This is a genomic window from Paenibacillus senegalensis JC66 (assembly GCF_000285515.1).
In the GTDB taxonomy this organism is placed as follows: domain Bacteria; phylum Bacillota; class Bacilli; order Paenibacillales; family NBRC-103111; genus Paenibacillus_L; species Paenibacillus_L senegalensis.
In genome coordinates, this window is sequence record NZ_HE610960.1 from 493052 (window position 1) to 506056 (window position 13005).

A 13005-nucleotide genomic window follows, 5' to 3' on the forward strand; every position below is an offset into this window, starting at 1 on the left:
AACACAATTGGGATTATGTAAAATGCTGGGCGGATAAGATTTACCAGCCGTATACCCTTTGAGGAGGACGATCATTTATGCAAACCATTAAATGCAAAGATAATACAACCATCGCCTATGAAGTCAGTGGCTCAGGACCAGCCCTTATTCTCGTTGCCGCTGCGCTAGCAAGCCATCATGATGCTGCCGGACTTGCAAATCATCTGTCTGCACACTTCACCGTCTATAACTACGACCGTCGCGGCCGCGGCCAAAGCTCCGATACGCTTCCTTATGCTGTTGACCGTGAGATCGGGGATATTGAAGCTCTGATAGATCATGCCGGCGGTAAGGCATCTCTGTTTGGAAGCTCCTCGGGGGCAGTCCTCGCACTGGAGGCAGCTAGTAAGCTTGGCAGCAAGGTAGATAGACTGTTCCTGTTCGAGCCTCCTTTTGTTACCAATAATAGTCGTCCGCCCGTGCCTGCCGAATACGTTGCTCGTCTAAACGAGCTGATTGCAGCAGATCGGCGCAGTGATGCTGTGGAATATTTCATGACAGCTGCAGTGGGCGTACCTGCCGAATTTGTCGGGTATATGAAAGCAGACGCTTCATGGAAGTCGATGGAGCAAATGGCTCATACGCTCCCTTACGATGGTACAATTATGGGCAGCACCCAATCAGGCAAGCCTCTCCCCGCAAATCGTTCGCAGGTAGAGGCCCCCACCTTGATTATGACCGGTGAAAACAGCGAATCCTTCCTCCACGTGGCTGCACAGGAACTCTCAGAGCTGCTGGAAAACGCCAAGTCCCTTACCTTGAGCGGGTTGGATCACTCTGCTGTATTTGCCGCCCCGGATGCCATTGCGAACGCTATTATAGAGCACATCCAAAATGCGTGATGCGGTAAAACAGGCAAGCTCCTAACATAGGGTTAATGGACAGCCGCCAAGGTGCTTTTCCGCAACATTCCGCCTTAGCAACGCTGCGTCGGCGCCACTTTTTCTTAAAACAATCTGCGCTATCGTCTTTAATCGCGAGAACAATGATTTTTCCTGTTTTGTCGAGAAAGCCCTACTCTCCTTTTCAGGAAATTTTGGCAAAACCTTTATTTAAAGTCCCAGGTGTAATCATTGTATGTTCCATTATGGTATAATAATTTGTAATAAAATATATTGGTGTGAAGCATATACCGCTTTAATCGCATGGCTTTGAGTGAGCTTGCGTTTTGAGGCGTTTTTTTGTTTTTCACCGGATGGGGTGTGAAGAATGAACGAAAGATTTGATGAAGCGTTCGCCAGCTGGATGGCCAAACAGATAGCCGCAGAGAAAAGTCTTAGAAGGAAGGCGTTTCTGCAGAACGGATTAAGCCATGGCACGATGGAATTTTTGCGATTAATTTGGTACCCGGTCATTGGGAATTTCGATCATTTGTATGCTGAATATGAAATTCGTGATTTCAGCAATGGCTATCGCTGTTTAGATCTCGCCTACATGCCTGGAAACGCCAAGGGCTGCATTGAAATCCAGGACTATCGAAGCCACGCCCGGGATATAGAGGTTAGCCGGTTTAAAGATTTGTGCAAGAAGCAAGCCCTGAACAATACTCACGAGGCGCTATGCTGATCCATCCCACAGAGCATCCCACAGACAATCCTGCAAATCCATTCCACAAAGCACGCTTGTCCCCCATTCTGGCTCTAACCAACTTAAGCTTTTTCCCTAATTCAAGCGGCTCAATCTAAAAATCAGTGCTTGACTTCCATCAGAGATGCCGCTGCGGGGAATGAGGGGATTTCCGATCGCTGTTGTTAGCATCTGCTCCCGAAGTACGCTTTCTCCCAGAAAGCGCTGACCCCGGATTTCTTGATGATAACCACTTCAACGGTTGAAATCCGGGGACAAAGGCGAGCGCTTCGCTTCTCCTGTCTCCCTCTTCCCCTCCACTTCTGCACAGTTGTGATGGCAAGCACTTATTCCTGTGTTGAGCCATTCAAGCTTTTGTTTTTTATTCTTGTTTGCTTCCACTGTGTAATCACGTTAATGCCCAGCAGCAGGGCGACAACCAGCCCGGAAAAGGTAACGAACAAGGCAAAATATTCAAACGGAGAATATTCCCCCAGCTTACTCCAGTCGATATTCCCCTCCAAGTCATCGATAACCTGATTCATCCCGTATATTCCCCCGATTACGGAATACAAGGTGAGGATGAACAGCAGCAGACTCTGCTTGCGTGAGTTGAAATGGTTTTGGTATTGGAACAAATCCTCCAGCGTTTTTTTTACTCTTGCGTAAAGCTCGAGATTGGAGAACCGCTCGCGCATCTTCGTAAACATTTCTTTCCCCTGTATCTCTGCAACCAGCTCCAAAGGAAAATGCTTCGCCGAAAATCGGGTAATGTCAGAGATTAGCGCCTGAATTCGTACGTTGTTTTTTTCCATCTTTACATGGGAGTAGCTGTCGGACAGCTTGAGGAGCACAATTTTGTGAAAAAAATTCAGCAAGAAGCCGTAGTAGTATTCACCGAACATCTTGTTGGCCAGCTCTGCCGCAATGTCATCGTCCGCCTGATTCGTTATGCAGCAAAACGTATGGTCGTTCATTAAATGATAAGTTGTCGGCGCCCAGCGGTCATAGGCGTGCTCGGAGCAGTAATCGCGAATATAATCCGGATTGCTGGAGCTGATATAAGGATTTCCATTAGCATCCAGCCCGTCCAGTCTTATGGCCCGGTAGCAATCTTCTACCTCTAATGTTTCATCACTATCGAGCCGGTAATAGGCTACGGCATACATCCGTTCATCTACAAAGAAAGGCAGTGTTTCAAAATAATAATCATTCCCGTTATCCTGATTCATATATGGCCGGACACTATCCGCCAGAACAGAAAACACGAATTGCTCCACTTCCTCATAAACCTCTCCGTTGTAATGGACATGAGTATATTGGCCGGAATCGGAGATGTTCTCAAGGACACGAAACCTTCGGACGAATTCCAGTGCTTCCGAGAAATTTTTATGTTCTCCTTCAAGCCGGGTGCGAATCGTAACAAATCCCAATTCATAAGGACACAGCGTGACATCCACCGATAAAACGGACAGCGGAATGCGGCTTGTTTGTGTCTGCATTTCACAACCGATCCCGAGCCTCCGCGAGTAGCGATGGAAAGCATCCTTGTTCATGGAACCCCGGCGGGGAAACAGGACTTCATTGATATAAGGCATGAAGTACCGTTCCATATTGCGGTGGGACACCGAATGCTGCTCTCCATAGTACCGCTCCTCCAGCTCCAGCCGATCGAGAGAAAACGGCTCGAACCCATCGCGGAGCAGCTGCTCGCGCGGAACTCCTTCCGCTTCTCCAGCTTGGTGGAGAACGGAAAAACAAATTGGCACAGCGCTTCCGATAAGGTCTTGTGACCGTCTTCTTTAGGTCTCACTGATCTCCCTCCACCACATTTATAGGTATGCATAGTTTCGCTTGTCTTTCTATACCCGCTATCCGTGACAGGAAAACAAAACATTGATTGTACAGTGAGTACACCCTGCACACCCATCATCTCCATGACGGCGGTCGGCAGTAAACGCCATACCGCAGATAACCTTTGCCTGACTTAGGGCAGAGCCGCCCTGCCATGTACCACGTTTGGAGAACAAAAAGTAACCCGTGCATAGTAGAAAACATTCATAACAATGGTGATTGATCGAAGAAATTGTAGGGTAAACAGACCTAACAGAGTATGGCAGATCCTCATTCCCGGCCGCCTGTTTACAGAAGGCCATAGTCCGGTCGTCCACAAGCCCTGATCCATGAAAAAGATAACTGGAAACGGACTGCTCATAATAACTTTGCGCTCCTGTAATTCTCGTCTGCTGCTCTTGTATTTTGGCTGCTGTATCTGTATTTTTCGTTCATTGCTCCAGTAATATCACTCTCTGGACCAGTACCACCGCAGTGTTGTGAAAAGGCTCAGAAGTCGCAAAGTATAGGTTGGTTTTCTCATGTTAAGCTGGTATTCTCGTAGCTATACCCTTATAACTATGGTTGTTGCCCGATCCAGCTGCCTAGCTCTAAATCAGGGTGCTCAAAATTGCAACGCTTGCCATCGTCCTTATTTTGCTCAGATCGCTATTTTCTGGGCTTTTTGTCACAAATAAGAGCGAGGACGAGCGTTAGCGCAAAACTATACCAGGTCGTCCCGCAGGACATCTGCAATTCAGGTGAAAATTCACATAAAACGACAACCTCGCATCGCGGTCGGGCTTACACTTCAACAACAAAAACAACAACAAACGGACCGACTGGCGGAAAAAATCAGAACTGAAAGGAGAAAGAAACATGCCATATCAATTTAATCGGGGTGCGCATCTCGGGTCCTTGGTCACGGGAAGACCCCCAGCTATCGGACGGAAGGGGGCGGTAACCTCACCCCATTACCTGGCGACCCTCGCCGGCTACGATTTGATGAAAAAAGGAGGCCATGCGGTAGATGCCGCCATCGCCATTAATGCGGTACTTTGTGTTGTTTATCCGCATATGGCTGGCATAGGGGGCGACTTGTTCGCTTTGGTCTGGGACAACCCCAGATCCGCTATTCGCGCGCTGAATGGGAGCGGGGCGGCATGTGGCCGGGCGACTCGGAGGTTTTACGGGGAAAACGGTCACAGCTCCATACCGTCTCGGGGTCCCTTATCTGCGATCACGGTCCCGGGAGCCGTAGATGCCTGGCACAGTCTTCATGCCGAGTATGGCAAGCTTCCGTGGAAGGAGCTGTTTGCTCCGGCTATTGATTACGCCCAAAACGGCTTTCCGGTCACCTTCAAGCTCAGTCGCTTCCTTCACCGCTTTCAAGACGAAATCAGCCGGCATGGTGAAGCGGCGAGGATGCTATTGCCCGGCGGCACCCCGGCCAAGCCCGGAGATATGATGAGGCTGCCCGATTTGGGACTTTCCTTGCAGCAGATTGCCGAACAAGGTGCGGAAGTCTTTTATCAGGGGGAGCTCGCTCGAACCATAACCGGCAAGCTGGAACAGGCAGGCGGATTAATGCGGCTTGATGATTTCCAAGCTCATCGCTCCACTTGGGAGCCAACCATCTCGACCACCTACCGGGGTTATGAAATTCATCAAACCCAGCCTAACACGCAAGGAATTGCTGCTTTGATGATTTTGAATTATTTGGAGCGCTTCGACTTGTCAGAAGTGGGGGACCAATCGGCTGAATACTATCATTTAATGGCTGAGGCTGCGAAGCTGGCATTCACTTATAGAGATCGCTGGGTCACGGACCCTAAGCACTTGGACATTCCCATAAAAGAGCTGCTTAGCAAGGATTATGTGGAGGAGGTTCTAAAACATCTGGATATGAACAAGGCGGGTGACCGGGAGAAACATCGCGAACAGCTCCCCCATATTGGCGTAAACCGCGATACCGTCTATATGGCAGCAGTCGACGATGAAGGAAACGCGGTGTCCTTGATCCAAAGCATTTACCATGAATTCGGCTCCATGTATATCCCGGAAGGAACAGGGATCTTGCTGCAAAACCGCGGATCATTTTTCGCCTTGGATCAACATCACCCAAACACACTGGAGCCTGGTAAAAAGACGTTCCACACCATTATCCCAGCTATGGCATTAAAGGACGGCAAGCCGTTTATGCTGTATGGCTCAATGGGAGGTGAGGGCCAGCCGCAAACCCAAGCCGCATTGATCACTAGAGTGATAGATTTTGGTTACAACATTCAACAGGCGATAGAAGCACCGCGTTGGCTGTACGGACGCACCTGGGGCGCTGCCACGGATTCTTTCAAACTGGAAGCTAGAGTCGCTTCCTCTGTTCTCGAAATGCTCCAGACAAAAGGACATCTGGCGGAATTTACTGTGGATTGGTCGGAAGAAATGGGCCACGCTCAAGGCATCGTCTTCGACCGGAAGCAAGGGGCGCTCAGTGCAGGTGCCGATCCTAGAGGGGATGGCCTAGCTTTAAGCTGGTAGACGCTTGATAAGCTTTTATTTGCTTTAAACACCCAAGCTGCTATTGCCGCACTGGTGCTCTCGCTGCTCTGTCCGCTCTGCTGCTCTCGCTGCTTTTGCCGCTTTTTTTAGGTTTTGTATTTTACCGGCTTCCGTTAGCAGCTTGCTTTTAACTGTTTATGCAGCGTTGGAGATTCAAAGAGCTGGTTCAGATGCTTAGATGCAGAAAAATTATACTTTTCACAATAGGGGGATGACATCATGGAGCATAATCTGCCGATTACAATATTCCATTGGACACTATCCTTGCTGCCTATTGCTGCCCTATTGGTCATGATGGTTTTTCTCGGGTGGTCTGGCTCGCTGTCGGGGGGCATAGCGCTGGCTATGGCTTTCCTCATTGCCCTTATTCTTTTTGACGCTCCGTGGCTAACTGCTGCTGTGGGCTTGGGGAAAGGAGCCTGGGATGCCTTTTTCATCCTGCTCGTTGTATGGCCTGCACTGCTTATTTACCAAGTTGCGGAAAAAGCCGGCGCATTCAAAGCCATCCGCCAAGGAATAGAAGAATACAGTCAAAACTATCTGTTCCTCGTACTCTCGCTCGGATGGGTATTTGCCTCGATCCTGCAGGGAATCGCCGGGTTCGGAGCGCCTATTGCAATCGTCACACCGCTGCTGATCGGAATAGGCGTCAAGCCATTTATGGCCATAGCTATTGCACTAATCGGACACGCCTGGGGAAAAATGTTCGGCACCCTCGGTGTAGGCTGGCTGGCTACCCTTAACGTAGTGAATATCGAGAATCAGACGATGACGCTGATCTACCATGGCATTTTGCTGTGGATTCCTAATCTGTTGGGCGGCTTCTTCATCTGCTATTTGTTTGCGAGGTGGAAGGGAGTTAAAGCAGCCTGGGTCTTTGTAGTAGTCGTTTCTCTAATCCAGGGCGGCGGTCAAATGCTATTAATGCAGGTTAATCCGGCGTTAAGCAATTTTCTGGCGGCTACTTTATCCCTAGGGGCAGTGCTGCTCTTTTCCAGGTTTGCAGCCTACCAAGAAAAAGATGAGGAGCTGGAAGAGACCAGCTCCATCCTTCAACCTTCCGATGAGAAGGAAGAGAAAAAAGCGAAGATGGGACTTCATGAAGCTTTCATGCCTTACTATGTGCTTTGTATACTGAGCATAGCAATGCTTGGAGTACCGGCACTAATTGAGTTTCTGGAACAGTGGGAATTCGGGTTTCCTGTACCGGAAACCAGCACAGGATACGGCTACACGGTGGAAGGAGAAGAAGCCTACTCTCCGATAGCGCCTCTAACCCATCCCGGACTTTATTTGCTTATCTCCAGCATTTTCGGCTACTTCTGGTACAAGTCCAAAGGGCATTACGATCATCTGCAGGAAGATGAGCAAAGCGGGCCGGTTGCCGCTATTTCCAAAGGCACAGCCAGTGAAGCGCTTGGGGCTTCGCTTGCGATCCTGGCCTTCTTGACTATGGCCAATGTGATGGAGCAAGTCGGCATGACTTCCGTGCTCGGTCTTGGCATCGCTGCCGTTTCCTCCCCGCTGGTGTATGCCGGGCTGGCTAATATTATCGGGATTGCCGGCGCCTATATCACCTCTTCCAATACGTCATCGAATGTGCTATTTGCACCTCTGCACGCCTCTGTTGCGGGCTCGATGGACGGCCTCAAGCTGGAGCAGGTGATCGCTTCACAATCGGCCGGAGGTGCGGTCGGTAATGTTATCGCCCCTGCCAATATTATTCTGGGGACGTCCACTGCCAATATCGGTAAAGAGGAAACGAAAAAAATCTACAAGCCAGCCCTGATTTTCCTAGGAATCTGCGCGGCTATTTTTTCAGCTTGCGGAATCTTGTTCTATCTCTTATTCCGTTAGTGACTTTTGTCATGAATTATCAGTCGCACTGCTTGTGCTGCCCTGCATAGCGAAGAAACTTCAAAATTATAGGAGGCATTATGGCTGATCCCATCCAAGTAGTACCTTATGATCCTTCCTGGAAAGAAGAATTTACGAAATTAGCTGCTGCGATCCGGCAAGCACTTGGTCAGGCAGCTGTTCGAATAGACCATATAGGCTGAGCCCATCATTTGGGAGATCATGAATAAAGCCAGTAAATGGAGTCAAGTTACCGGGTGGAAAGCGGGCAGATCAGATGCGTAAGCATCTTACACAAAAATCGGATCTGTCCGCGCGGATTTTTCATTCAAGCAGGTATAAATCAAATGGTTTTTTTCTGGTACGATATGATTGCTCACTTCTGCTTGACCATCACAATACCAGCTGCAATGACGCCAAGGCCTAGCCAGGTTTTCCATGACGGTATTTCTTTCATAAACCAATATCCCATCCCCACAGAGATTAAAACCTCCATGCATTTGGCGGCAATTAAAACAAAGCCCAGCTGCTGTACAGCTTTTAAGCCGAACTTGATACCATACCCGATACTTAGATTGGCAGCTAAAAAGAGGGGCAGCATCTTCAGCTGAAATTTTAAGGTTGGTACGAAATGGGGATCAACGTGTTTGCCCTGATAAGAAAAAATGATATTGATACATGTAAGTCCCGCAAGCAGCAATCCGAAGCTGGCGAAGTAATACATAGGCATCCTCCAGGAAAATTTCTTTTCTTTAAGGTTAATGTTTCCTGAAGCCAAAACTTTTATCCGTATGCAATGCCAGTGATAGGCTTGGGGCATAGAATACGGGTTACGGGTTACGGGTTGACGGGTTGTCAGGGTAAATGAAGTTGTTTTTAATTGCCGTTTTTTACTTTATCAATAATCTTACTAACACAAAATTCAATGTCCTTATTTGAGCAGTCAAGAGTTACGTCGCTATACTTCTCGTATAGAGGTGTTCTTTCCTCGTAAACGTCCTTAAGACTGCATCCCTTTTTTATGACAATGCCTCTGTTCGTTATATTTTTCAGCCTTCTTTGGATTTCATCAAAAGGGACATGCAAATAAATGATCTGTCCATTCCGTTTAAGGGCATTCATAGCTTTTTCTGAATAGATCACACTTCCGCCTGTGGCTACAATCGTATTTTCCAAATGCAGTTCGGACACAGCCCTTTCTTCAATTTCTAAAAAGGCTTCGATCCCTTCATGGTCAATAATATCTTGCAGCTGCCTGCCTTCAAGCCGCTGTATCACTATATCTGTATCGATGAAATCCATTCCCAAAGCTTTTGCAAGCAGGACACCTAATGTGCTTTTACCTGCCCCTGACATACCTATAAGGACTATATTCATAAAGTACAAAAGTTCCTCTCTTTCTATATATCATATTCCAAACGCGCCCAAATGAGCTCGTGAGCCCTTCAATCGATATTTTTAATAAAGGCTACTATTCTTCCGGCTTCCTTAAATCCTATTTTCTTGTGAAACTCCTGACTTCCGTAGTTGTCCCATTGTGTATCGGATGCGATTTCTGTGCACCCCAAAGATTTGGCCCACTGTTCACCGGCCTCTACTAACTTTCTCGATACTCCATGATTTCTGTAGTTCTCCTCCACATAGATCCCCTCCACATAACCTACCGGAGATGAATTGGAGCCTTCGACGTAATCATATCTTAGGGACATATGAACAAACCCGATATATCCCCCATCCATAACGGCAAGAAAAACGATATCTTTCCTGGACTCCAGCATGTCTGCGAATTCCGTTCTCAGAATCTCCCGCGAATTATCGGGCCAAAGCTTTAGGGCTAGTTTAGTTACTTCATCAAGAGTTGATTGGCTAGCTTTTTCAATGCGCATAGTAATCCCTGCCTTATCTGTCATTTACATGTTAATATCGCCTGAAAAACAACCCAGCCATAGATAGAGTTCTGTTCCTAGACTGGGTCATACGTTATTAGGGGGATTCTATCCTTCAATCCTCACTTAGGATAATCTCGGCAGCCATATTCAAATTGATGGTCTCTGAGTGGAGCTCACCATCATTGTCATTCCAAGTGATCGTTAATACCGAACTTCCATAGTTATGTCTATCCTTCAGCCGTTCATTATCAGCGTAATCTCCAGTGATCGACCCTATATCATTAAGATTGCTCAAAATATTTATTGGTCCGCCATGGGAGCTCGCTTCATTTACATAAACCGATTCATAATGGCCATTCGGATTTAGTTCCTGGATTTCAATTTTATAATAGGTGCTGTTTTCGATTTCCTTGGGATCGCCCTTATAGGCTAATGACCCATGCCCTCTCATAATTTTGGCAGGTGAGATAATAACCTTGTAATCAGCTGCCTCCCACAGTCTCCCTGTACCTTTGAGAGTATAAATTTGGACATCCTTGATTGACTCCGCCTGACTGCTATTCCTGGTTAGAAAGACGCTGCCCCAAATTACATTGGAAATCACAATTATACCTGCTAGTAAATAGATGATTTTTCTCATGTTCCACTCCTGAAATTGTCTAGGGTCTCGCATTGCCTTCAGACCGTTTTACAATAAATGTTCGTCGGCTCCCCGTTAAAGTAATACCCTGTAGCAAAGTGCTCCCAATTATATTTCTCATAATAGCGGGTTCCTTCTCGGGATTTACAGAATGAACGATACTGTCTTTATAAAAATCAAAGTTAGACTCGTCCCCCCACTGTTTCCAAAAAAACAAAATCGCCTCCTCTAATAAATCCAAGCGCTGGCTAATCTCATAAATTTTCATAGAGCTGAGTTCCTTCCATGTCTATCAAGCTTAGTTTGGTAATATTACTTTATCATTTTTTTCGCTTCAAAGGTTAGCTATTCACATAGCCTAATACTTTTCCCCGAATAAACTCTTCTGGAAGCGGACCGAATACCTGGCTGTCCAAGCTTCTAAACCAATCATCCCCTATAAGAAATACGTGGTTTTCAGGTACCACCATCTCGTCCATATGAATGGATTCCAAATATTCAATTATGTTCATTATATTTTGATAAATATGATCTTCGAGATTATCCTTTTTTACCGAGTCACGGAGTTCATCCAAATGACTGCCTAACCGGTGAGCCATGCCATAAAAGGTATCCAACCGGCGGCCGTTGATCAGAACCTGCCCATTGCGGATAGAGATCCTTTCCCCGGGCAAAGCAACAATTCTCGAGATGCTTTTTTCCGGTATGGCAAAAGTCTCTGCATGGGCCACTTCAGGGCTGTCGTAAAAAACCACGTCGCCTCGCTGTAGAGCATTTTTCTTGTAATGGTGCGGATCAACCACAAGCGCGTGCTGATAATAATCATGCTTGCCGCGATCCATATTATCATAATTATATTTATATATTTCGTGTCCCTCTTGAACTGAGACAAAAGGAATATCCGGACTTGTCAATTCATCTGTTATTGGTTCCTGCGGTCGTTCCTGCTGCTGAGCACATCCGGCAACCGCCCACATTAACAATATAATAGCAAGGATTCGTTTCATGCCATCCCCTCCTTACCTTTATCCTATACCATTATTTGTAAAATTGAACACAGAGGGATCACATGGCCAGCTCCTCTGACTAATTTGTGCCTTAAGGCATAATCCGCCTGAGCGAACGATTTATGAATCAGCGCGACATCCAAGAAACATAACGACAATCCCTACCAGTACAACCGTGGATAAAAAATGTGGCGCATACGTCACAGTCTGGACTGTTTTTTTGAACCGGCGATTTCGCACCTCGTTAATCATTAAAGCCAGGATGATCGGGATAGGGAAACCGACCGCCAGCTCATAAATCCCGATTATAAATGTGTTCATAATCAATCTCTCAAAATAGAAGCTTTGAAATAAACGGTCGAAATGATCGAATCCGATCCATGGACTCCCCCAAATGCCGTTCACCGCAACAAATTCTTTGAAGGCAATTTGAACTCCGTACATCGGTATGTATTTAAACACCACAAAGTAAGCAATGACAGGCAATACTAACGCATACAGCTGCCACTTTCTTGTTATGGCATGTATTTTTGGCATTCCCAGCAGTCTCCCCCTCTGCAGGATCATTCCGTTCCATGGAAGCTAAGCTCTCTCATGGAACGGAACTTTATCCTCATCTTACGCTTTCTTGTACCTCTCGTAAGCCGCCTGGTAGATTTCCATATACTCGGCCAGTCCCATTTTCTCGATAGTTCGCACATAGGTGTCCCATTCGCTGAATGGGATGTCTCCCGTAATAAATTTTGCCTGCATTTCACGAATATACGTCGATATGTCCGAGGTTAAAGCCACCATCCGTGTATTCTCTTCGTTAGTAAAGCTGAACGGTATCCACGTTTCTTCCGGCAAGTACGGCGCTATTTTGTCTGCCGCCTCCAAGGAAACCGGAGCGGACTCCCCCCCACGGAAATATTTCTGCGAGATGATGCCCGGCGTTCCTCCTCCCGGCCAGACCATATACTTTGCAGCCGCTTCATCATAAGTCAAACCGTTCGAATTTTTGGTGATTTCATCCAAGTATTCTACAGAGCCGTCCGCATTTCGTTTAAATGTAACGCCTTCAATTCCCATAAAGAACATTTCACTGCCTTCATCTCCGTAGAAATAATCAATCCATCGTATGGTTGCTTCCGGATGCTTATTGGCGCTCGTAATTACAAAGTGGCCTAGACCGGTAAGAGGAGAATTGCTTACCACTAGCTTATCTCCGTGCGGCCCTTCCAAAGCGGGAGCTCCTGCGAAGCCGTCCACGTCTGCCCATGTATCGGGATCCCACGAATTATACACTCCACCGATGTACTGATCATTTGCCACTCAATATCCATTCCCGTCATTTTCTCATACTCGTTAAACACCAGGACGTCATTCCAATTCGGATGCGTGGTGGGCGGCATGCCCGCCACGAAATTGAGCTGAATCGGCTCGTTTACGATAGGGAACCCCGAATTATTGACAGGCGCTTTTCAGTGTTCTGTTCCTCCGGTCCGGCGCTCTCCTGATGCGGCCCGCTTGAGGGATCTGCCGGTGAGTTGCTATCCGTATCTTCCGCAGCGCTGCAGCCTGTCATAATTGCAATAATCATAGCAGCTAGCATAGGGTACTTTTTAGCACTGCA

Annotated in this window: 12 protein-coding genes and 1 pseudogene; 5 read left to right on the forward strand and 8 right to left on the reverse strand. The window is 47.2% G+C overall.

Annotated elements, in window-relative coordinates:
• Positions 1-77 precede the first annotated feature (77 nt).
• The gene (locus tag PSHG_RS17930) at positions 78-881 is read left to right on the forward strand and encodes an alpha/beta fold hydrolase (protein WP_010275669.1); all 804 of its coding nucleotides are present in this window, start codon (positions 78-80) and stop codon (positions 879-881) included.
• A 367-nt stretch (positions 882-1248) separates the two neighbouring features.
• Positions 1249-1605, forward strand: a complete 357-nt coding sequence (locus tag PSHG_RS28095; RefSeq protein WP_010275672.1) for a hypothetical protein — start codon at positions 1249-1251, stop codon at positions 1603-1605.
• A 347-nt stretch (positions 1606-1952) separates the two neighbouring features.
• On the opposite strand, the gene PSHG_RS28100 is transcribed toward PSHG_RS28095, so the two are convergent.
• Positions 1953-3374 carry a hypothetical protein gene (locus PSHG_RS28100; protein ID WP_010275675.1) on the reverse strand — a complete coding sequence of 474 codons (1422 nt, stop codon included), beginning with the start codon at positions 3372-3374 and terminating at the stop codon, positions 1953-1955.
• Between the two features lie 943 nt (positions 3375-4317).
• Between PSHG_RS28100 and ggt the strand changes: the two genes are divergently transcribed.
• The 3 genes from ggt (at position 4318) to PSHG_RS30060 (ending at position 8057) form a co-directional block, all read left to right on the forward strand.
• Positions 4318-5976, forward strand: coding sequence for a gamma-glutamyltransferase (gene ggt / locus PSHG_RS17945; RefSeq protein WP_010275677.1), 1659 nt, complete (start codon positions 4318-4320; stop codon positions 5974-5976).
• 240 nt (positions 5977-6216) lie between these two features.
• Entirely contained in the window at positions 6217-7854 is a 1638-nt protein-coding gene (locus tag PSHG_RS17950) for an L-lactate permease (protein ID WP_010275681.1), read from the forward strand.
• A gap of 80 nt (positions 7855-7934) precedes the next feature.
• The gene (locus PSHG_RS30060) at positions 7935-8057 is read left to right on the forward strand and encodes a GrpB family protein (protein ID WP_010275684.1); all 123 of its coding nucleotides are present in this window, start codon (positions 7935-7937) and stop codon (positions 8055-8057) included.
• Between the two features lie 173 nt (positions 8058-8230).
• Here PSHG_RS30060 and PSHG_RS17960 read toward each other — a convergent pair whose 3' ends face one another.
• From PSHG_RS17960 to PSHG_RS28120, 7 genes and pseudogenes are all read right to left on the reverse strand, one after another.
• The gene (locus PSHG_RS17960) at positions 8231-8617 is read right to left on the reverse strand and encodes an EamA family transporter (RefSeq protein ID WP_454185243.1); all 387 of its coding nucleotides are present in this window, start codon (positions 8615-8617) and stop codon (positions 8231-8233) included.
• Positions 8618-8730: 113 nt separating this feature from the next.
• The gene (locus tag PSHG_RS17965) at positions 8731-9231 is read right to left on the reverse strand and encodes a shikimate kinase (RefSeq protein WP_010275691.1); all 501 of its coding nucleotides are present in this window, start codon (positions 9229-9231) and stop codon (positions 8731-8733) included.
• A gap of 68 nt (positions 9232-9299) precedes the next feature.
• Positions 9300-9740, reverse strand: coding sequence for an aminoglycoside 6'-N-acetyltransferase (aac(6'), locus tag PSHG_RS17970; protein WP_026021457.1), 441 nt, complete (start codon positions 9738-9740; stop codon positions 9300-9302).
• 115 nt (positions 9741-9855) lie between these two features.
• Entirely contained in the window at positions 9856-10383 is a 528-nt protein-coding gene (locus PSHG_RS17975; protein WP_010275696.1) for a hypothetical protein, read from the reverse strand.
• A 341-nt stretch (positions 10384-10724) separates the two neighbouring features.
• Complete coding sequence (gene lepB / locus PSHG_RS29505; RefSeq protein ID WP_010275701.1) at positions 10725-11390, reverse strand: signal peptidase I; 666 nt, start codon at positions 11388-11390, stop codon at positions 10725-10727.
• 132 nt (positions 11391-11522) lie between these two features.
• A pseudogene (locus tag PSHG_RS28115) lies at positions 11523-11957 on the reverse strand (sugar ABC transporter permease); the annotation flags it as partial.
• A 51-nt stretch (positions 11958-12008) separates the two neighbouring features.
• Positions 12009-12704 (reverse strand): type 2 periplasmic-binding domain-containing protein, encoded by a 696-nt coding sequence (locus PSHG_RS28120; protein WP_010275707.1) that lies wholly within the window; start codon positions 12702-12704, stop codon positions 12009-12011.
• Positions 12705-13005: the final 301 nt, after the last annotated feature.